The sequence below is a fragment of the Variovorax sp. Soil_C_17 genome, from assembly GCF_057657265.1.
Window position 1 is genome coordinate 466,162 of the sequence record NZ_JBDGIT010000003.1, and the last position, 20,105, is coordinate 486,266.

Below are 20,105 nucleotides of genomic sequence, written 5' to 3' on the forward strand. Positions count from 1 at the left end.
GTGCGCTCAGCGCCCTTCGGGCGGCCGGGCGGACGCTGACATGATCACCTTAAGAAACGTCATCCTGCGCCGCAGCGCCAAGGTCCTGCTGAACGGCGCCAGCGTCACCATCAACCCCGGCGAAAAGGTCGGGCTGGTGGGGCGCAACGGTGCCGGCAAGTCCACCCTGTTCGCCCTCTTCAACGGCACGCTGCACGAGGACGGCGGCGATTTCTCCATGCCGTCGTCCTGGCGCCTGGCCCAGGTTGCCCAGAACATGCCCGAGACGGCGGAGTCGGCCACCGACTTCGTGGTCGGCGGCGACACCCGGCTGGTGGAGCTGCGCGAGGCGCTCGCGCTCGCCGAGGCCGGCCACGCCGCCGATCCCGACGATGCCGACATCGGCATGGCCCTGGCCCACGCCTACACCGACCTGCACGACGCCGGCGAGCACGACGCCGTGCCGCGCGCGCAGGCGCTGATCCTCGGCCTGGGTTTCAAGGTCCATGAGCTGGACCAGCCGGTCAACAGCTTCTCCGGCGGCTGGCGCATGCGCCTGCAGCTGGCGCGCGCCCTGATGTGCCCGAGCGACCTGCTGCTGCTCGACGAACCGACCAACCACCTGGACCTGGACGCCCTGGTCTGGCTCGAGGCCTGGCTGCAGAAGTACCCGGGCACCATGATCGTCATCAGCCACGACCGCGAGTTCCTCGACGCCGTGACCGACGTCACCCTGCACATCGCGCACGAGCAGCTCACCCGCTACGGCGGCAACTACAGCGCCTTCGAGACGCTGCGCGCACAGCAGCTCGAACTGCAGCAGTCGGCCTTTGCCAAGCAGCAGGACAAGATCGCCCACCTGCAGAAGTTCATCGATCGCTTCAAGGCGAAAGCGAGCAAGGCCAAGCAGGCCCAGAGCCGCGTCAAGGCGCTGGAGCGCATGGAGAAGGTGGCGCCGCTGCTGGCCGAGGCCGAGTTCAGCTTCGAGTTCAAGGAGCCGGGCAACATCCCGAACCCGATGCTCACCATCAGCGCGGCGAGCTTCGGCTATCTGCAGGACGGCGAGCCGCCCAAGATCATCCTGACGGGCGTCAACCGTTCGGTGCTGGCCGGACAGCGCATCGGCATCCTCGGCGCCAATGGCCAGGGCAAGTCCACGCTGGTGAAAACCATCGCCCGCGAGATGGGCACGCTCGCCGGCACCGTGACCGAGGGCAAGGGCCTCAACATCGGCTACTTCGCGCAGCAGGAGCTCGACGTGCTGCGCCCCCAGGACACCCCGCTGGAGCACATGGTGCGCATGGCACGAGAGCTCGGCCCCAACGCGCGCGAGCGCACCGGCGAGCAGGACCTGCGCGGCTTCCTCGGCAGCTTCAACTTCAGCGGCGACATGGTGAAGCAACCCGTCGGCACCATGAGCGGCGGCGAGAAAGCCCGCCTGGTGCTGGCCATGATGGTCTGGCAGCGCCCCAACCTGCTGCTGCTGGACGAGCCTACCAACCACCTGGACCTGGCCACGCGGGAGGCCCTGGCCGTGGCGCTCAACGAGTTCGAGGGCACGCTGATGCTGGTGAGCCACGATCGCGCCCTTCTGCGCTCGGTCTGCGACGAGTTCTGGCTGGTCGGCCGCGGCCGGGTCGGCGACTTCGACGGTGACCTCGACGACTACCAGCGCTACCTGCTGGACGAGGCGAAGCGCCTGCGGGAAGAAGCCAGGCTGGCCACGCGCGAGGCGGCCGAGACCGCGGCGGCCCCTCCGGCCACCGCGCCTTCGCCGCAGGCCGCGGCGCAGGAGCGCCAGCAGCGCAGCAACCAGGCCAGGCCGCTGAAGCGCGAGCTGGCGCAGATCGACGAGCAACTGGCCGCTGCCCATGCCGAAAAGACCTCGCTCGAAGCGCAGCTATCGACCCCGCTGCCCGCCCTCGAGATCGCCGAGACAGGTCGACGGCTCAAGGCCCTGAACGACGAGATCGGCCGCCTCGAGGAGCGCTGGCTGTCGCTGTCGGACGAGATCGAAACACTGGCCGCCACCTGACGGGACGTGGTAGCCTGCGCCGAACCATGCCTTCGGCCCTCGAACTCGCCCGCGGCGATCCGCAGCTGATCGCGGCCATCCAGCGCAGCCGTCGCATGCTCGGCCGCAAGGCGCTGATCGCGGCCGCCGCCAGCGCCGTGCCCATTCCCGGGCTCGACTGGGCCGCCGACGCCGCCCTGCTGTCGCGGCTGATCCCGCGCATCAGTGCGGAATTCGGCCTCTCCGTGACCCAGATCGAAGGGCTGGCCCCCCACCAGCGCGAACGCATCCAGCATGCAGCCGCCGCGGCCGGCGCCCTGCTGGTGGGCAAACTGGTGACGCGCGAGCTGCTGATCAAGCTGGCACGCCATGCCGGCATCCGCATGACGGCGAAGCAGGCCACCAAGTACGTGCCCGTTGCAGGCCAGGTCGTCTCGGCCGCGATCGGCTATGCGGCCCTGCGGGCGCTGGGCGAGCTCCATATCCGCGATTGCGTCAAGGTCGCGCAATCGGTCCGCCACTTGCTCCCGTTGTCGGAGGCCGAAGGGAAAGCGCCCCCCATTGGCGCACCGAGTACCCCCCGTCGCCGCTTTGGATGGCCACGCCTGCGCCCCCATTGAGCCGGCGCCGCCCGTCCGCCGTCGGTTTGCCCCCACGCGCTGATGGCATACCATCTTACGAAATCTGGCCTGGCCGACTGTCAAGCTCATAATGCCGGCCAAGAGACCGGGAAAAACGGCGGCCCAGTGTCAAGTCAGGGATCGAGGTGAGGAGTTAACAGATGAATGAGACAGATCTCGCAGCATCGTTGGAACGGCTCATGGCTCGGGTCGACTACTACCTGCATTGCGAGTTGGACGAAGAGTACGACCACGATCGGCCTGACACCGCGCGCCGTCAGCTGGAAGCGGCCCTTCGACAGGAACTGCTCCGCGCAAGTGCCGTTGGCCTCGTCTCGGCGATTGCAGGTGGCCAGCCGGTGACGGGCGGCAACGACCCCGACTGAGTTCTCACCGAATTCATCCCGTAGCCCGGCCGCCCTGTACGGCCGCCGGAAATTTCGCGTTCCGGATGATCCACTACGCGCGAAATGGAAGTCTTTTTCCCATTCCTGCGTCACTCACAGAGTGCTGATCAGACGGAACAGGATCGGAATGGAGACACAGAGAACACCGAGCATCACGTTGCGGCGCCAGGCCATGGCGTTCTCGGTGCGTTGGGCGGAGCGGTAGGACGCCAGGAAGGCGCGCTGCTCGTCAGAATTCGCCTGGTCCTTCCACCATTCATGGGTTGTTGCTGCTTGGGTGTCAGTCTTCATGTAGGTCATTGTGCTTACTTAATGCATTTCAATCTAGGTAGAAATGCACGCTTTAGTTTAATGATTCGACCTACATCAGCGAGAGGAGGGCTGTGTTATCCCGTTGCACTTGCGCAGGACCAATCGCGCTAGAGTTTTTTCCGTGGACGCTTGGCAACCCAATTTCAACTGGATCACCGAACTGCTGGCCGTCGGCGGCAGCTACCCCTCCGAATGCGCGGAGCTGCTCGCGCGCGAGCATCGCATCCAGGCCGTGATCGACCTGCGCGGCGAGGCCGTGCCCGACGTGCAGCTGTTCCGCCGGCACGGCATTGCCCTCCTGCACCTGCCCACCTCGGACATGCACCCGGTGGAGACGCCGGACCTGGAGCACGGCATTCGCTTCGCCAACGAGTTCCTGGATCAGGGACAGCGTGTGCTGATCCACTGCGAGTACGGCATCGGCCGCTCTGCGACGCTGGCGCTGTGCGTGCTCGTGCACCGCGGCCACGCTCCGCTCGACGCACTCGCCCTGATGAAGAAGCAGCGGCCCGTGATCGCGCCTTCGCCGCCGCAGTTTGCCTGCTGGTCGGCCTGGCTGGACAGCCACCGCTTCTCGAGCGATGTGGAGTGGGAGCTCCCGAGTTTCGAGGACTTCAAGGCGATGGCCTACGTCCGGCCCAAGCGTTGAGCTCCCGCGGGCTGGAGACCTGAAGCCTGCCTCGGAAGGATCGTTCGGAACGCCGGAGCCCGCCTTCCCGCCACCTCGCCTCGCCTTCATTCTTCGGCTGTTCGCCTACAGACGAGGCTTGACGCTTCCTTGATGCTGGAATTAAAACTTAAGCACTCAATTCAAGGCGAGGTCATGGACGCATGCGACCAGGCAGAGTTGGAACGGTTGCGCTCGAAGATGGTGAGCAGCAGGGCCGCCACTGTGGCTTGGCGCGAACTGCTGATTGAATCCGTGGGGGACCGTCTATGCGGGAGCGGCGAGGGCCCGACGCCCGACCAGCTCCGGACCTTGGCGTCTCTGGAGCGAGCGGAGCAACAGGCCGTGGAGCGCTACCTGTTGTGCCTCGTCTCCACCTCGATGAAGCGAGACCGGCAGCCGCGTTGACCCTCCTCGTCCATTTCACCGAGGAGCAGATCCGGAAGCTTCGCAGGCCGTCCTACCGCTGGGCCGTGACGCACTCCGGCGCTGCGCGATCGAGCGCCTTCACCAACTGCTCGGCGAGGCGTCTGCTGTAGGCCTGGGTGGGGTGCAGTCCGTCCTGCAGATCGGCAGGCGTCATGCCGACGGCACCCCAGTCCGCGAAGACCACGCCCTCTTCGGCCGCGATCCGCCGCGCCATGGCGTCGTAGGCGTCGCGGGCGCCGACCTGCGCGCGCGACAGCCCCGTGACGATGGGCGTCTTGCCGAGCGTCTTGATGCGCCGGATCATCTTGCGCAGCGGCTCCGCATAGTCGAAGCGCTGGCTGGCGTCGTTCATGCCGTGCTCGATCACCACGAGGCGGGTCATGATGCGATCGCGCAGGAACTCGCTGGAGCGGTAAACGATGAAGTCCCCCGGCACCGTCTTGTCGACCACGAAGTAGGCGGGGCGCAGGCGCTCGATCACCTCGGCCGGGTGCTCCTCCAGTCGCATCTTGCCGGCCGGATCCGCGACCCCATGCAAGATGCTGTCTCCGTAGAGGGTGACGCTGCAGTCGTGGCGCGGCTTCCGAGCGGCCGCTGGCTGCGGCAGGTCGACGATGGGAGGGAGTGGCTTGGAAGCGCTGCAGCCTGAAAGAAGGACTGCAGCGGCCAGCGCGAAAACGCGCTCGAGGTGTGTAAGTTTCATCCAGGCGGCACGATACATCAGATGCCGGGGATCGCAACGCAGTGCTGCTTGGCGATGTAGGTCGCTTTCGAATTCTCATAGGCAGCGCCAACGTGCCGCTGACGCTCGCCTCTGGGCGGCCATGCCTTCGGCTAGACTTCGCCAATGCGCCGCCGGCTCGCCTTGCTACTCCTGCTGATCTCTGCCTTCTGGCAGACCTTGGCCATTGGAGGCTATGCGCAGGCGTTGGGCGACGTCGAGGAGGCTGCGCATGCGGTCCTTCATTGGCAAGAACAGCCGCATCATCATCACGATGACGGTTCGGTCTCGCAAGACGACTCGGACGAGTCCGTTCAACACGTCGTGGCAGACGGGTGTCTGGGCGGTGCCGCCGTCATGCTGGCGAGCGCTTCGCTGTTCACCCCTTCGGCCATGGATCGGCCCTTCTTGGCAAACGAGCCCGCACCTCCCTGGCCGTATCTCGACGGCCTTCGACGACCTCCTCGACTGACGACTTGAAAACGCCTCTGCTCAGTGCCGCATCCCGCGTGCGCTGAGCCGTTTTCACGCAATCCATCATCGTTCGGATATTCCGCCACGCGCGCGCGTGAGCATGGCAGTCGGACCCCCCTTCAGGTCCACTGCCGCAGAGAGATGGCATTGCTGGATGTCGCTCAACGCCGTTTCACGGTGGTCCGTGTCGCCCGGCATGCGGAACGCGTTGCCCTGTAACAGACGCCGAGGCGCTTCGGGTCGGCGACAGGGTCTATGTCAACACCAAGGAATGCAAGGCACCTATGAAGGTGCCGGGCAGTCCCCCATCCCAGGAATCTTGTGAACCCAGTTCCATGGTCTGTTTCCTGCGCCCTTGCAGGAATTGTTATTGCCATGGCGGCCCCGGCGCTGGCTCAACAGCCGGGGCCGTCCGCGCCGCTCAGCAGCGCATCGGTCACCGTCACGCTTTCCCAGGCCAGCGAAGCCGCTTGGCAACGCGCCGTCCAGTCCCGCGAGAGCGACTCGCAGGCCCGCCGCGCGCGCGCCGAGCAGACGGCGGCCTCCAGCCTCTGGGCGGCGCCACCGTCGGTCGAAATGAATCACCTCAACGATCGCTTCCATTCCAGCGCCGGCCGTCGGGAAACCGAGGTGGGCTTGGTTTGGCCGCTTTGGATGCCCGGCCAGCGTGATGCGCGCGCGGCAGTGGCCGACGCAGAACTCAGGCTCGCCCAGTCGACGATGGACGCCACGCGCTTGCGCATCGCTGGGCAGGTTCGCGAATCGGCCTGGCGACTTGCGGCGGCGCTGGCCGAAGCGGCAACTGTCGCTGCCCAGGCGCGCTACCTGAACGGAATTGCCGACGACGTGCAGCGCCGCGTGAGCGCCGGCGATCTGGCACGCGCGGATGCCCTGGCAGCGCGCGGAGAACTGCTGGAAGCGGAAGCCGCGCGCAGCGAGGCCGACCAACGTGTGAACGCGGCGCGTGCCCAATGGCGAACGCTGACCGGGCTCGATGCGATGCCGGCGCTGACCCCGCCCTCGGTCACGGCCGATTTGAACGGCACTCAGCCCGCCGGCGATCACCCGGAACTGCTCGCAGCCACGCAGGCGGTGGAGCGGGCGCGCAAACGGGTCGATGCGGTCAACGCGTCGCGGCGAGATCCGCCGGAGCTCTCGCTGCGCTACCGGGAGGAAGCGCCCGGCCTGGGTGACGCGACCCAACGCGGCATCGGCATCGGACTGAAGATTCCCCTGGGCACAGAGGGCAGGAATGCGCCGCTGCAGGCGGCTGCCTTCGGTGAACTCGATGTCGCCGAGACCACCGAGCTGCGCCTGCGCGAGCGCCATGCCGCCGATGTGGCCATCGCCCGCGACGGCTTGCAAAGCGCAGCGCGGCAACTCGACAGCACGCGCACCCGAGCACAACTGCTGCGTGAGCGCGCGCAGCTCATCTACCGCTCCTTCAAGGCCGGAGAGAGCTCCCTGCCGGAGCTTCTGCGCGCCGCGAATGCCGCGGCCCAGGCGGAAGCCGCGCTTGCGCGGCAGCACGCCGCGCTCGGCCTGGCGCACGCCCAACTTCAACAAGTACTCGGACTCTTCCCATGACATCGCCCTCTTTCATCACCAGAGGCCAGCTGAGCCGACTGGTGCTGGCAGCCACGCTTCCTTTCATGCTACTGCTGGGCGCGGGGGCCGCGGCCGCGCCCGGAGCGCACGGTCCCAACGGCGAACATCTCGACGCCCCGGCCCAGGCAACCGCCGGCGGCAGCGGTCCACCTCGCATCGAGGCCAAGTCAGAAACGTTCGAGCTGGTCGGGTACCTGCGCTCCGATGAGTTCTCGATGCTCATCAATCACTTCGAGACCAGCGAACCGGTTCTCGAAGCAAAGGTCGAAGTCGAAACTGGCGGACTGAAGGCTGCCGCCAAGTTCCATTCGGACATGGGGGACTACGCTGTCGACGATGCCGCCTTCTTGAAGGCGCTGAGAGCGCCCGGCGAGCACGCGCTCGTGGTCACCGTGATCGCCGGCACGGACTCGGACCTTCTCGACGGAACTCTCAAGAGCGACGGCGCCGCCGCCGGCGCTGGCGGTCATTCACACGACGATGAGCACGGCCGCGGCCTTCCTGCAACAGCGTGGATCCTGTTGACTCTTCCGGTCCTGGGCGTGGCCATCTATTTCCTCAACCGCCGGTCCAAGGCGACGGCCGGAGCAGCGCAATGAACTCACGATTCCCTGTCTTTCTGCGCCACCCGACACTGCGTTCGTCGGCGCTGATCGCGCTTGCTCTTGCTCTTGTGCTGAGTTGCGCAGCGCTCGGATCGGCATTCGCATCCCCGGGCGCTCATGGACCCAATGGAGAGCACCTGGATGCGGCTGGAAGCGCCAGCGGCACCTCGGGCCTCGCCCGCCTGCCCGATGGCAGCGTGCAAGTGCCGATGCTGGCTCAACGTCGCCTTGGCGTGAGGACCATCCTGGCCATGCAGACCGAGGCAGCCGCCACGATCGAATTGCCGGGCCGAATCGTCGTCGATCCGAACGCCGGCGGCCGCGTCCAGGCCGTGCATGGCGGGCGCATCGAGCCCGGTCCGCGCGGCTTGCCCGTGGCCGGCCAGGCGGTGCGGCAAGGCGACGTGCTGGCCTATGTGAAGCACCATGCCGAACCCTATGCGCAGGCGAACCAGCAAGCGCAGCTGGCGGAGCTGCGCAGCAGCCGGCAGTTGGCGGCCCAGCGTGTCGAGCGCCTGCATTCGCTCGAAGGCACGGTGCCGCGCAAGGAGATCGAAGCCGCTCGCGCCGAGCTGCAGAGCCTGTCCGCGCGCGAGAAGAGCATCGGTGCAAGCCTGGGCGTGCGCGAAGCGCTCGCTGCCCCCGTCACCGGCGTGATCGCGCGGGCCGACGCGATGGCCGGCCAGGTCGTGGAGGCGCGCGATGTCCTGTACGAAGTGGTCGATCCGTCGCGTGTGCTGGTCGAGGCAACGACCGCTGACGCATCCCTGCCCGCACGCCTCGGGGACGCCTCCCTGCAGGGCATACTGGGCGTGAAGCTCAAGCTGCTCGGTGCCGCGCGCTCACTGCGTGACGGCGTGCTGCCGATCACCTTTCAGGCGCAGGCCGACAAGCCCGGCGCCGCGATGCCCCTGGCGGTGGGCCAGCCGGTCACGGTCCTCGCGTCGCTCGACGAGCGCATCAAGGGCTTTGTCCTGCCCGCTCAGTCCATCGTGCGCAACAACTCCAACGAGCCAATCGTGTGGATCAAATCCGGCGCCGAGCGCTACATCCCGCAGCCGGTGCAGTACCGGGCGCTCGACGCCAGCACCGTGATCGTCATCCAGGGCCTCGGCGCCGACAACCGCGTGGTGGTGCAAGGCGCGTCGCTGATCGCGCAAATCCGCTGAACGGAGCCGCCGAATGTTCAACTGGATCGTTCGAAGCAGCCTGCACAACCGACTCTTCGTGCTGGCCCTGGCTGCGCTGCTGCTGGTCTACGGCGCCGTGACGGCGTGGGGCACGCCGGTGGACGTGTTCCCCGACCTCAACAAGCCGCTGGTCACCGTGCTCACCGAGGCCGGCGGCATGGCGCCCGAGGAGGTGGAGCAGCTCGTCACCTTTCCCATCGAAACGGCGCTCAACGGCATGCCGGGCGTGACGCGGGTGCGTTCGACCTCGGGCGTGGGCCTGTCCATTCTCTATGCGGAGTTCGACTGGGGCACCGATGTGTACCGCAACCGCCAGCTGGTCGCCGAGCGCCTGGCGCTGGTTCGCGAGCAGTTGCCCGGCGGCATCACGCCCATCATGGGCCCGGTCTCCTCAATCATGGGCGAGGTGATGCTGATCGCGCTGCCGCTGGCCGAAGGCAAATCCGCGGCCGACCCGATGCGGGCGCGGGAATATGCCGACTTCGTGCTGCGGCCGCGCCTGTTGTCCATCGCCGGCGTCTCCCAGGTCATTCCGATCGGAGGCGATGTCAGGCAGTTGCGCGTGGAGCCCGACACGGCCCGCATGGCGCAGTTCGGCGTGTCGCTCAGTCAGGTCGAGCAGGCCTTGCGCGGCTTCGCAGGCAATGCCGGCGGCGGGTTCATCGATCTCAACAGCCGGGAGTTCCTGATACGGCATCTCGGCCGCACCAATCGAGTCGAGGACCTGCAGGGCATCGCCGTGGCGTGGAAAGACGGGCGCCCGGTGCTGCTGGACCAGGTGGCGACCGTGAGGTTTGCCGCCGGCATCAAGCGCGGCGATGCCGGCTACAACGGTGCGCCGGCAGTCATTGTGAGCGTGCAGAAGCAGCCCGCCGCGGATACGGTGCAGCTTACCAAGTCCATCGAAGCCGCCCTCGACGAACTCAAGCAGGGCTTGCCGCCCGGCCTGACCGCACCCAAGGTTCTGTTTCGCCAGGCCGACTTCATCGAAGCATCGATCCGCAACGTGAGCGAGGCGCTGCGCGACGGCGCCATCATGGTGGCCATCGTGCTGTTCGCGTTCCTGTTGTCGGCGCGCACCACGCTCATTTCGCTGGTGGCCATCCCGCTGTCGCTGGCGGTCACGGCACTGGTGTTCAAGCTGCTCGGGCAGTCGATCAATGTGATGACCCTGGGCGGCCTCGCGATCGCAATCGGCGAACTGGTCGACGATGCGGTGGTCGACGTGGAGAACATCCTTCGCCGGCTCAAGCAGAACCGGACCACCGGCGATCCACTTCCGACGCTGGAGGTGGTGCGCCGCGCCAGCGTCGAGGTGCGATCGGGCATCGTCTATGCGACCGTGATCGTAGTGCTGGTGTTCGTGCCGCTGTTCGCGCTGCCGGGCATCGAGGGGCGGCTCTTCTCTCCGCTGGGCATCGCCTATATCGTGTCGATCCTGGCTTCCATGCTGGTGTCGATGACCGTCACGCCGGTCCTCTGCCACTACCTGTTGCCCAAGATGGAGCGCCTCGGCCACGGCGACAGCCCGTTGGTCGCGCGGCTCAAGCGATGGGACGAAAAGGTCCTTGCGTGGTCTTTCGCTCGCGCCAGGCTTCTGATCACGATCGCCGCGGTCGCGGTTGCTGCCGCCGCGGCAAGCGTGCCCTTCTTCCCTCGGGCCTTCCTTCCCGCCTTTAACGAAGGATCGCTGGTGCTGGGCTTGGTCTTCAATCCCGGAACTGCCCTGGCCGAGGCGAACCGCATGGGTGCCCTCGCGGAGACGCTGATCGCCGACGTGCCCGAGGTGGTCCAGGTCGGGCGGCGCACCGGGCGCGCCGAGCTCGACGAACATGCCGAGGGCGTGCACTCCGCCGAGATCGATGTCGACCTGAAGCGTTCCGACCGCGGCCGTGAAACCGTGATGGCGGACATCCGGGCCCGGCTCTCGGTGCTCCCGGCGCAGGTCGCCATCGGACAGCCGATTTCTCACCGGCTGGATCACCTGCTGTCCGGCGTTCGCGCGCAAATCGCGCTGAAGATCTTCGGCGACGACACCGACACCCTGCGCGGCCTGGGTGAGCAGATGCGCCAAGGGCTGTCGGGCGTTCCGGGCCTGGTGGACCTGACCGTGGAAAAACAGGTCCTGATCCCGCAGATCACCGTGAAGCTCGACCAACGCAAGCTGGCGCAGACAGGGCTTTCGCCGGGCGAAGCGATCCGGATCCTCCAGGCCCTGACCGACGGTGCGCATGGCGCCCAGATCGTCGACGGCCAGCGCCGCTACGACCTGGTGCTGCGCCTGCCGGACGGACGCCGCAGTCCGCAGGATCTCGCGGCCACGCTGATCGATACGCCGGCCGGCCGCTTGCCCGTGTCCACGATCGCGACTGTCGAAGAAACCGACGGCCCCAACCAGATCGGGCGGGAGAACGGGCGCAGGCGCATCGTCGTCTATGCCAACACCGATGGATCCGACATGGGCAAGGTCATCGAGAACATCCGGGGCGTGATGGCCAGGACCTCGCTGCCACCGGGGACCTTCGTGAGCCTCGAAGGGCAGTTCCAGGCCCGGGAGCAGGCGATGAACCTGATCGTCGGCCTGTCGCTGGTCTCGCTCGCGATGATCTTCCTGGTGCTGTACGCGCGCTACAAGTCCGCCGTGCTGGCAGGCATCGTGATGGTCAACATTCCGCTCGCGCTCATCGGCAGCGTGGTGGCGATGTGGCTGGGCGGCGTGAGCCTGTCGGTGGCGTCCATGGTCGGCTTCATCACGCTGGCAGGCATCTCCGCGCGCAACGGCATCCTGAAGATCAGCCACTACATCAACCTTTGCAAGTTCGAGGGCGAGACCTTCAGCCAGGCGATGGTGGTGCGCGGCTCGCTGGAACGCCTGACGCCCGTGCTCATGACGGCGCTGGTGGCGGCGTTCGCGCTGACGCCGCTGCTGCTGGCCGCCGACGCGCCGGGCAAGGAGATCCTGCACCCGGTGGCGGTGGTGATCTTCGGCGGGCTGGTCAGCTCGACCCTGCTCGACACCTTGCTCACGCCGGTGCTCTTTTGGATGTTCGGCCGGCGCGGAATGGAGCGGCTGGTCGAGGACGACAAGGAGACCGAAGCCGGGCCGCGCCCGATCCCGCAGGAAACCTATTGAGCCAGCAAAGATTCCATAGGCTGTCGGCGCCGCCTGTCCAAGCGCGTCACAAACGAAATGAAGGAACTGACTCCATGAACATCAAGAGAAAATCCGTGGGCTATCTGGTCGCGGCGGTGGTGATGAGTACCTCGGCCCTGGCCGCCACGCAGGCGTTCGCGCACGGCGCGGCCAAGCCGAAGCATGGCGGCGTGGTGCAAAGCGCCAGCGACCTGTCCTTCGAGCTGGTGCCCACAGGCGAGGGCGCCACCCTCTACGTGATCGACCACGACGACGAGTTCGACACTGCCGAAACCAGCGGCAAGCTCACTGCACTGAACGGCGCTGAGAAGTCCGAGGCCGAGCTCAAGCCGGCCGGCGGAAACAAGCTCGAAGCCAAGGGCGTGAAGCTGGGCAAGGGCTCGAAAGTGGTCGCCGTGCTGACGACCCCAGCCAAGAAGGCGATCACCGTGCGCTTCACGATGAAGTGATGCATCCATGGGCGGCCATGCTGCTGCTCCTGGCCGGCGGCGTGACGCTGGTGCTCGACACGGGCTTCAGAGACGCATCGTTCGTTCAGTCGAGCGTCACGACCGCGACGTAGAGCTCCACCACCAGCCAGCCGACCAACGCCGCAGCGCCGATGGCCAAGAGCACCGAAGCGGTTGCGCGCCCGGTACGAAGAGACGCCTTGCTCGCCATCGAGCGACCAGTCCCCCAATAACTTGAAAGTCGCTTCATGAAGCGATTGTTGATCGCTGCGCAACGCAAAGGCACGCTGCGCGCAGGGTCTCGCCGGCGCGCCCGGGGCGCGTAGAGGACCGCCCTACTCCTTCGCCAGGAGCGGAACGCCAGCGCTCCTGCAAGCTTCGATGCCGCCTGCGACAAATCGCGCGTCGAAGCCTCGTGCGCGCAATGCGAGTGCGGTGGACCGCCCGATGTCCAGACCGTGCGCACAGTAAACGAGGGCCGGCTTGCTGCGATCGAGCTCGCTGCTCCAGGACGCCACGCGGGCGGGATCGCGCCAGGCAGCGCCAACCACTTTGTCGCCCGCCGCGAAGAAGGTGGCTGCCCGCCGCACATCGATCAGCTGGTCTGCGGCAGCCGCGGCAGCCGGGTCCGCAGCCCAAGCCGCGGCGTCTGCAGCGACCGCTGCGCCGTATCGTTCGTGGACGGCCTCCCACCGGATGTTCTTGAAGAACGCATCGACATAGGCGCCAGCTTTCGAGCCGAAGTCCATGTGGTATGCATGCTCGTACATGTCAAGCACCAGGACCGGCGTGGCCCCGGCCATCAAGTGCGTGTGGTCGGCAGCCCAGTGGTTCACCAGACGACCCTCGCGCGTGGACCACGACAGCAGCGCCCAGCCGGAGCCGCCGCCCATCGCGTTGGCCAGCGCCATGAACTCGGCGCGCCAGCGGTCCACCGAGTCGAAGTCGCGCTCCAGCGCGATCGACAGGCCGCCGTCCGGCAGCACGCCGTCGCCGCCCAGGTTGTCGAAGTACAACTCATGCAGCCAGGCGGAATTGAAGGCGATCAGTTCCTCTCGCTTGAGCCCGTTGACGACGAACACCGGCGTGTGGGCCCAGTCAAGCTGAGACAGTTGCTGGCGGATCGCGTTCAGCCGTTTCACCGCGCCGGCGTAGTTGTTCTCATGGTGGCTCGCCACCAGCCGCTCGGACAGCCCGCCGAGGCGAGAAAAGTCGACGGTCAAGGGACGCGGTTGCAGATCCATGGGACCTCCTTCAGACGCGGGTGACGATGGCGCTGCCGGCGTCCGCAGCTTCGGTGGTGACGATGTCGGTCATTGGACGTGTGCTTCAGGCTTAGGTGCGCGCGGCTTCGCGCCCGAAATGCGCGTACAGCGAATCCAGCACGCCGCCCATCTCGGCGAGCAAGGTGTCGTCGTCCGGCAGGCGTTCGCGCGCGCCGGCGAGCACGGCTTCGAAGCCCGCCCCCTCGGGCGCCGAGCCGCCTCCCGTGTCGAGCGAGCGCACCATCGCACCCAGGCGCATGAGCGCCGGGTCGTCCTCCAGCCCGAAGCTCGCCACCAGGGTTTCGAAAGTCACTCTCTCGCCGACATGGGTGAAGCTGGCGTCATCGAAGTCGAAGCCGAGCGCCTTGCGCGGGCAGTCGGCCGGTCTGGCGAGCCACTGGAAGCGCGCGGCGGGGTCGATGAAGCGGCGGATCAGCCATGCGCTCGCCACGCGGTCGACCCAGAGGCGGCGGCGTGTGGCCCACAAGCGGCCTTGGTAGTCGGCGATGTTCAGACGCGGGATACGGCCCTCGATTTCGTGTGGCTCGTCGGGCGACAGCAGGGCCTCGATTCGCCGGCTGATGTCGGTCCACGCGGCTTCGGCTTCAAGGCTCGCTTCGCCGGGGAAGAAGTCCGTGGCCAGGAGTGCTTCATAGTCGCGGCGCAACTTTTTTTGCAGGCGCGTCAGATCGTTGACGCCCATGGAGGCAAGCGTCGCACCTGCTTCCTTCCACGCCTTCAGGAGCGCCGCGTAGTCCTCGCTGCGATCGAAAAGCTGCGGGTAGGCGGCGGTGTCCGAGGCGTTCGCCGGCGCCGTCAGCATGAGCCAGGCGCTGCCGCCTTCGCGAGTGCATTCGTCGGCCAGTTCCTGCAAGGCATCCCGATGCATGGCATTGAACGGCAGCAGGTAGGCGCCGTCGCGCAGCGCAGCGCAGCCAAGCGTCTTGAGTGCGCGCCAGATACGCATGCGGGCCGTCGCGCCCTGGGTCGGCAACGAAACGATCAGCAACAGCCACCGCCCGGTATCGCTGGAGACATCATGAGATTCCATGTAGAGAATAATACATGCATGTCGCGATCGCTACAAAACAGTATGATCCCAAGCTTGGAGTCGCAGTGAATACGAAGTCCTTGCCTCGCCTGCCATTCGGATTCGGTTGGCTCCTGCCGGTGGATGTCGACCCCGTAGCGCTGCCTTTGCTCGTCGCCAGGGCGCTACGCGCTTTCGGTGACGGCTACATGGCGGTGCTGCTGCCGGCCTATCTGCTGGCCATCGGGCTTGGCACGCTGGAGGTCGGCATCGTGAGCACGGCGACGATGCTGGGCTCGGCGTTGGCCACGCTGGCGGTCGGCGCGTGGGGGCACCGCTTCCCCGGCGGGCGCTTGTTGCGCTGCGCGGCCCTGCTGATGGCGGCGACCGGGTTGGGATTCGCCGGCTTGTCCTCGTTCTGGCCTTTGTTGATAGTGGCCCTGGTTGGCACGCTCAACCCGAGCTCGGGCGACGTGAGCGTTTTTCTTCCGCTCGAACACGCGCGCCTCGCCTCGGCGGCGGAAGGCCACGCACGGACCGCGCTGTTCGCACGCTACAGCCTCGCGGGCGCGTTGTGTGCAGCGCTGGGTGCCTTGGCGGCTGCGGTGCCGGACTGGCTGATTCGACATACAGAGTGGGGGCGTCTTGACGCACTGCGCGGCATGTTCCTGGCGTATGCGGCCATCGGCCTGGCAGTTCTATGGCTGTATCGCGCGCTACCGTTACCCGATAGCCACGCTGGTGGGAACAACCTGCCTGCTGCTCCGGCGCCGCTGGGGCCCTCGCGTGGAGTCGTGATGCGCCTGGCGGCGCTCTTCAGCGTCGACGCTTTCGCGGGCGGCCTGATGGTCAATGCCTTGATGTCGCTCTGGCTGCTGGAGCGCTTCGGACTGTCGCTCGCGCAGGCCGGCGTGTTCTTCTTCTGGACCGGCCTGCTGAGTGCCGCATCCCAGCTCGCGGCGCCGCGGGTCGCTCAGCGCATCGGGCTGTTGAACACCATGGTTTTCACCCACTTGCCAGCCAACATCTGCCTGGTGCTGGCTGCGCTGGCGCCGAGCCTTCCGATCGCCTTGGGGCTACTGTTCGTTCGCAGCGCCTTGTCATCGATGGATGTGCCCACGCGTACCGCCTACGTCATGGCTGTCGTGACGCCGGGGGAACGCGGTGCCGCCGCGAGCTTCACGGCGGTGCCGAGGAGCCTGGCAGCGGCGCTCAGCCCGACGCTGAGCGGCGCACTTTTCGCGGCAGGCTGGATCTCGATGCCGCTTATCGCATGCGGCGTGCTGAAAATCGGCTATGACTTGGCGCTCTGGCGAGCGATGCGGCGCCGTCCAATCGACAGGCGGTGAGGGCGAGGCTCTACGACCAACGCCCGCTCCGCTTCATTGCGGACATTCACGATGACATCTCGGAAGATTGGAGTGGGCCCATAGCGAACCTTGGAGGTGCCACGATGAGGGGCCCTCTCAAGCCATTGATTCGCTTGAGGAATTTGGTAGGACGTACAAGATTCGAACTTGTGACCAACGGATTAAAAGTCCGCTGCTCTACCAACTGAGCTAACGTCCCACGCTTCTTTTTTGCTCCGCCGGCGTCAAATCCGGCAAAGCCCGAGATTATAGCGTCCCGCCGCGCGCAATCCGATCGAGAACCCATCCCGCCGCGCATTGCCCGAAGGTCGCCGTCACGCTGACCACCGAGCCGTAGCCATGGCAGTTGAGCGAGCCGTCGCCCGCGTCAATCGCGCAAGATGCATCGGGCGGTGCGACGCTTTCGCGGCTGAAGACGCAGGTCACGCCGATCTTGCGGCCCTCGCGCGGCGCGCCGTGTTCCTTGCGCAGCCGCTGGCGCAGCTGCGCCAGCAGCGGGTCGTGCGTGACCGCGGCGAGGTCGTCGATGTCGACCTTGTGCGCGAGCCGCTTGCCGCCCGCCGCGCCCACGGTGATGAAGCCGGCGCCGGTCTCGCGCCCCCAGGCGGCCATGGTCAGCTTGGCCCGTACCTGGTCGCAGGCGTCGACGACGGCTGCAACCGGACCGTTCGCAGCCTCGGCGCTCGCGAGCTGCGCCAACCAGTTGCCGGGCTCGACGAAATCGTCGATGGCCAGCACCCGGCAGGCCGGATGAATATGCGCGATGCGCTCGCGCATGGCCTCGACCTTGGCCTGGCCCACCGTGCTGTCGAGCGCATGGATCTGGCGGTTGATGTTCGATTCTGCGATGTGATCGAGATCGATCAACGTCAGCCGACCCACGCCGCTGCGCGCCAGTGCTTCCACGGCCCATGAGCCGACGCCGCCGATACCGGCGACAAGCACATGGGCGTCGCGGATGCGGGCAGCGCCCGGCACGCCATACAGCCGCTCCAGACCGCCGAAACGGCGGGCCAGGTCGGCGTCGTCCAGTTCGACGACGGGCGTGGCCGCGCTCACGTTCGCAAGCCCCTGCTTCAGCGCAGGCGCGAGAGGCGCTCGCGCCCGGCCTGTGCGGCCTCGGACTGCGGATAGGCCTTGGTCAGGTCTTCCAGCGTACGGCGCGCCGCGCGCGTGTCCTTCAGCTCGATCTGGCAATTCGCGATCGACAGCACGGCCTCGGGTGCCTTCGCATGGTCAGGCGCCAGCGACAGCATCGAGCGGAAGTTCGCGATGGCCTCGTTGTAGTTTCGCGTGGCGTACTGCGCATTGCCGAGCCAGAACAGCGCCGAGGCGTTGTAGCCGCTCTGCGGGTAGCGCTTCACGAATTCGGCGAAGGCCGTCTGCGCCTGCGCGAACTGGCCGCTGCGGAAGATGCCCAGGGCTGCGTCGAAGTCGGCCTTCTCGCGCGGATCGGCCGAGAACTCGCGTCCGTCGACTGTGACCTTGGTCGGCTCGCTCTTCTTCAGGCGGTCGTCGATCTCGCCCTGGCGCTGCTGCATCTCGGTGACCGTGCGCGTGAGCTGCTCGTTCTGGCCGGTCATGCGCTGCAGCTCGCTGCGCATCTGCTCGATCTGCGTCTGCAGCTCGAGCAGGCTGCGCCGCAGCTGCGCGTTCTCTTCGTTCTGACGCTGCTCGGCCTGCTGGCGCATTGCCTCGACCCGCTGGCGCAGATCGAGGATGGCCCGCCGTGCCTCGTCGTCCTCGAACAGCGCGGCCTGCGCGCCGAGAGAGGCGCACAGCAAGGCGACGGCAAGGGCCGCGCCACGCAGCGGGGCGGCGACTCGCATCATCGACGGTAGGTGATCTCGGCGCGGCGGTTCTGCGCCCATGCGTCTTCTCCGCTGCCCTGCGCGGCCGGCTTTTCCTTGCCGAAGCTCACCGCTTCGATCTGGTTGTCCGACACGCCGAGCAGGCCCAGCGCACGGCGCACGGCCTCGGAGCGCTTCTGGCCCAGCGCCAGGTTGTACTCGCGGCCGCCGCGCTCGTCGGTGTGGCCTTCGATCGAGATGCGGCGTTGCGTGTTCGCCTTCAGGAAGCGCGCATGGCCGTCGATCAGCGACTGGAACTCGGGCTTGATGGTGTAGCTGTCGAAGTCGAAATAGACGATGCGCGCCACGCCCACCGGTCCCTGCGCGGTCTGCGCGTTCGGGTCGATGGTGACCGGCGCCACCCCGCTGGCTGCACCGCCGGAGCCTCCCGTGCCGCCTGAGCGATCCACCACCGGCGCATCGTTGAGCTTGGTGCCGGACGAGCACCCGGCGATGAGCGCCACGATGGCCAGCGAATAAATCGTACGTCTTAACATTTCGAACTCCTCAGGTTGATCATTCATTCATTGCTTTTGAAACGGACCCCAGTCCGGTTCGCGGATGTCTCCTGCCTGCCCGGCCAGTCGTGCTTTTATTTTTCCGTCGAGCGTGGTCGTCATCAGCGCCTCGCGGCCTCCCAGCCGGGTGGCGTAGACGATCAGCTTGCTGTTGGGGGCGAAACTGGGATTCTCGTCGGCCGTGGTGTCGGTGAGCGCAGCCACGTTGCCGGTCGCCAGTTCCATCACATGGAGTTTGAAGGCGCCGCCCACCCGCGAGATGTAGGCCAACCACCGGCCATCGGCGCTGATGGACGGAGAAATGTTGTAGGTGCCGCTGAAGGTCACGCGCGTGGGATTGCCGCCGCCGGCACTCATCTTGTAGATCTGCGGCGCGCCGCCGCGGTCGCTCACGAAATAGATGGTGCTGCCGTCGGCAGAGTACACCGGCTCGGTGTCGATGCTGTTGCTCTGCGTGAGCCGGCGCGGCTCGCCGCCGCCCGAGGGAATGGTGAAGAGTTGCGAACCGCCATCGCGGCTCAGCGTGACGGCCAGGGTGTTTCCGTCGGGAGCCCACGCAGGCGCGCTGTTGGAGCCCTTGAAATTGGCCACCAGCCGGCGCTGCCCGCTGGCCACCGTGTGCACGTAGACCACCGGCTTGCGGGACTCGAAGGACACGTACGCCAGTTGCCCGCCGTTGGCGGACCAGACCGGCGAGATGATCGGCTCCGGGCTCGCGAGCGCGGCCTGCGCGTTCTCGCCGTCGGCATCGGCCACCCACAGGCTGTAGCGAGTGCCGCCCTTGGTCACGTAGGCGATGCGGGTCGAGAAAATGCCTTTCTCGCCGGTGAGTTTTTCGTAGACGTAGTCGGCGATGCGGTGCGCCGCGAGGCGCAGGTCGCCTTGCGGCACCGTGTAGCTCTGGCCGCCCAGGTCCTGCCCGCGCACCACGTCCCAGAGGCGGAACTTCACGTCGAAGCGGCCATCGGCCAGCCGGGTCACGCTGCCCGCCACCAGCGAGTCGGCCGTGCGCTGGCGCCACAGGCTCAGGTCGGGCCGCGAGCCTTCGTCGAGCGATTGCCCGCTGGCATCGACGCCGCGAAACTGGCCGCTGCGTTCGAGGTCGGCCTGCACGATGGCCGAGATCTTCTGCGGCGAGGCGTCCTCACCCTTGAACGGGACGAGCGCAATCGGCAGCTGCGTCAGACCCACACCCGAGACTTCGACCCGGAACTGGGCAAAAGCGGGAGCGAGGGGAGAGGCAGCCAGGGCCGCGATCAAGGTGCGGCGAACGGAGAACGATGAAGAAGGGGTTGGGGAGATTTCTTGCAACTGCTTTTTCATGCGGTTCGGAGAGCTTTCCGGGCATTTAGTTTCCTGCCCGGATGAAACGAGGCCACATGGTACACACTGCGATGCGCCAGCCGTCACAAAACGTGTATGTGCCGGCGCGGTCCTACAGCA

The 20,105-nt window shown here is 66.8% G+C and carries 20 protein-coding genes and 1 tRNA gene; 11 read left to right on the forward strand and 10 right to left on the reverse strand.

Annotation, left to right across the window (positions count from 1 at the left end):
• Positions 1-40: 40 nt before the first annotated feature.
• The 3 genes from AC3A6Y_RS17315 to AC3A6Y_RS17325 all read left to right on the forward strand — a co-directional run bounded on the left by AC3A6Y_RS17315 (position 41) and on the right by AC3A6Y_RS17325 (position 2,999).
• Positions 41-2,014, forward strand: a complete 1,974-nt coding sequence (locus tag AC3A6Y_RS17315) for an ABC-F family ATP-binding cassette domain-containing protein (RefSeq protein WP_487869460.1) — start codon at positions 41-43, stop codon at positions 2,012-2,014.
• 26 nt (positions 2,015-2,040) lie between these two features.
• A complete protein-coding gene (locus tag AC3A6Y_RS17320) occupies positions 2,041-2,613 on the forward strand; it encodes a hypothetical protein (RefSeq protein WP_487869461.1) in 573 nt (190 codons plus the stop codon).
• A gap of 161 nt (positions 2,614-2,774) precedes the next feature.
• A complete protein-coding gene (locus tag AC3A6Y_RS17325) occupies positions 2,775-2,999 on the forward strand; it encodes a hypothetical protein (protein WP_146163035.1) in 225 nt (74 codons plus the stop codon).
• 114 nt (positions 3,000-3,113) lie between these two features.
• Here the strand turns inward: AC3A6Y_RS17325 and AC3A6Y_RS17330 are convergent, their stop codons facing one another.
• Positions 3,114-3,311 (reverse strand): hypothetical protein, encoded by a 198-nt coding sequence (locus AC3A6Y_RS17330; RefSeq protein WP_487869462.1) that lies wholly within the window; start codon positions 3,309-3,311, stop codon positions 3,114-3,116.
• Positions 3,312-3,453: 142 nt separating this feature from the next.
• Here AC3A6Y_RS17330 and AC3A6Y_RS17335 point away from each other — a divergent pair, with 142 nt between their 5' ends.
• Complete coding sequence (locus tag AC3A6Y_RS17335) at positions 3,454-3,981, forward strand: protein-tyrosine phosphatase family protein (RefSeq protein WP_487869463.1); 528 nt, start codon at positions 3,454-3,456, stop codon at positions 3,979-3,981.
• Between the two features lie 478 nt (positions 3,982-4,459).
• Here AC3A6Y_RS17335 and AC3A6Y_RS17340 read toward each other — a convergent pair whose 3' ends face one another.
• Positions 4,460-5,149, reverse strand: a complete 690-nt coding sequence (locus AC3A6Y_RS17340; protein WP_487869464.1) for an SGNH/GDSL hydrolase family protein — start codon at positions 5,147-5,149, stop codon at positions 4,460-4,462.
• 126 nt (positions 5,150-5,275) lie between these two features.
• On the opposite strand from AC3A6Y_RS17340, the gene AC3A6Y_RS17345 reads away from it, so the two are divergent.
• The 6 genes from AC3A6Y_RS17345 to AC3A6Y_RS17370 all read left to right on the forward strand — a co-directional run bounded on the left by AC3A6Y_RS17345 (position 5,276) and on the right by AC3A6Y_RS17370 (position 12,629).
• Positions 5,276-5,629: a hypothetical protein gene (locus AC3A6Y_RS17345; protein ID WP_487869465.1), complete on the forward strand. Its 354-nt coding sequence runs from the start codon at positions 5,276-5,278 to the stop codon at positions 5,627-5,629.
• 369 nt (positions 5,630-5,998) lie between these two features.
• Positions 5,999-7,210, forward strand: coding sequence for a TolC family protein (locus AC3A6Y_RS17350; protein ID WP_487869466.1), 1,212 nt, complete (start codon positions 5,999-6,001; stop codon positions 7,208-7,210).
• Positions 7,207-7,830, forward strand: coding sequence for a hypothetical protein (locus AC3A6Y_RS17355; protein ID WP_487869467.1), 624 nt, complete (start codon positions 7,207-7,209; stop codon positions 7,828-7,830). The genes AC3A6Y_RS17350 and AC3A6Y_RS17355 overlap by 4 nt, the downstream gene beginning before the upstream one ends.
• Positions 7,827-9,005, forward strand: a complete 1,179-nt coding sequence (locus AC3A6Y_RS17360; protein ID WP_487869468.1) for an efflux RND transporter periplasmic adaptor subunit — start codon at positions 7,827-7,829, stop codon at positions 9,003-9,005. Before AC3A6Y_RS17355 ends, AC3A6Y_RS17360 begins: the two co-directional genes overlap by 4 nt.
• Before the next feature lie 13 nt (positions 9,006-9,018).
• Positions 9,019-12,159: an efflux RND transporter permease subunit gene (locus AC3A6Y_RS17365; RefSeq protein WP_487869469.1), complete on the forward strand. Its 3,141-nt coding sequence runs from the start codon at positions 9,019-9,021 to the stop codon at positions 12,157-12,159.
• 74 nt (positions 12,160-12,233) lie between these two features.
• Complete coding sequence (locus AC3A6Y_RS17370; RefSeq protein WP_487869470.1) at positions 12,234-12,629, forward strand: hypothetical protein; 396 nt, start codon at positions 12,234-12,236, stop codon at positions 12,627-12,629.
• An 85-nt stretch (positions 12,630-12,714) separates the two neighbouring features.
• On the opposite strand, the gene AC3A6Y_RS17375 is transcribed toward AC3A6Y_RS17370, so the two are convergent.
• The 3 genes from AC3A6Y_RS17375 to AC3A6Y_RS17385 form a co-directional block, all read right to left on the reverse strand.
• Entirely contained in the window at positions 12,715-12,879 is a 165-nt protein-coding gene (locus AC3A6Y_RS17375) for a hypothetical protein (RefSeq protein WP_487869471.1), read from the reverse strand.
• Between the two features lie 85 nt (positions 12,880-12,964).
• Entirely contained in the window at positions 12,965-13,873 is a 909-nt protein-coding gene (locus tag AC3A6Y_RS17380; protein ID WP_487869472.1) for a Fe-Mn family superoxide dismutase, read from the reverse strand.
• A 91-nt stretch (positions 13,874-13,964) separates the two neighbouring features.
• Complete coding sequence (locus AC3A6Y_RS17385) at positions 13,965-14,945, reverse strand: chromate resistance protein ChrB domain-containing protein (protein WP_487869473.1); 981 nt, start codon at positions 14,943-14,945, stop codon at positions 13,965-13,967.
• 14 nt (positions 14,946-14,959) lie between these two features.
• On the opposite strand from AC3A6Y_RS17385, the gene AC3A6Y_RS17390 reads away from it, so the two are divergent.
• Positions 14,960-16,273, forward strand: coding sequence for an MFS transporter (locus AC3A6Y_RS17390; protein ID WP_487869474.1), 1,314 nt, complete (start codon positions 14,960-14,962; stop codon positions 16,271-16,273).
• Positions 16,274-16,417: 144 nt separating this feature from the next.
• Here AC3A6Y_RS17390 and AC3A6Y_RS17395 read toward each other — a convergent pair.
• The 5 genes from AC3A6Y_RS17395 to tolB all read right to left on the reverse strand — a co-directional run bounded on the left by AC3A6Y_RS17395 (position 16,418) and on the right by tolB (position 19,985).
• Positions 16,418-16,493, reverse strand: a tRNA-Lys gene (locus tag AC3A6Y_RS17395).
• A gap of 47 nt (positions 16,494-16,540) precedes the next feature.
• Positions 16,541-17,353 (reverse strand): tRNA threonylcarbamoyladenosine dehydratase, encoded by an 813-nt coding sequence (locus AC3A6Y_RS17400; RefSeq protein WP_487869475.1) that lies wholly within the window; start codon positions 17,351-17,353, stop codon positions 16,541-16,543.
• 17 nt (positions 17,354-17,370) lie between these two features.
• On the reverse strand, positions 17,371-18,123 hold the full coding sequence (gene ybgF, locus AC3A6Y_RS17405) for a tol-pal system protein YbgF (RefSeq protein WP_487869476.1): 753 nt from the start codon (positions 18,121-18,123) through the stop codon (positions 17,371-17,373).
• Entirely contained in the window at positions 18,123-18,641 is a 519-nt protein-coding gene (gene pal / locus AC3A6Y_RS17410; RefSeq protein WP_487869477.1) for a peptidoglycan-associated lipoprotein Pal, read from the reverse strand. Before pal ends, ybgF begins: the two co-directional genes overlap by 1 nt.
• A gap of 27 nt (positions 18,642-18,668) precedes the next feature.
• Positions 18,669-19,985, reverse strand: a complete 1,317-nt coding sequence (tolB, locus tag AC3A6Y_RS17415; RefSeq protein ID WP_487869478.1) for a Tol-Pal system beta propeller repeat protein TolB — start codon at positions 19,983-19,985, stop codon at positions 18,669-18,671.
• Positions 19,986-20,105 lie beyond the last annotated feature (120 nt).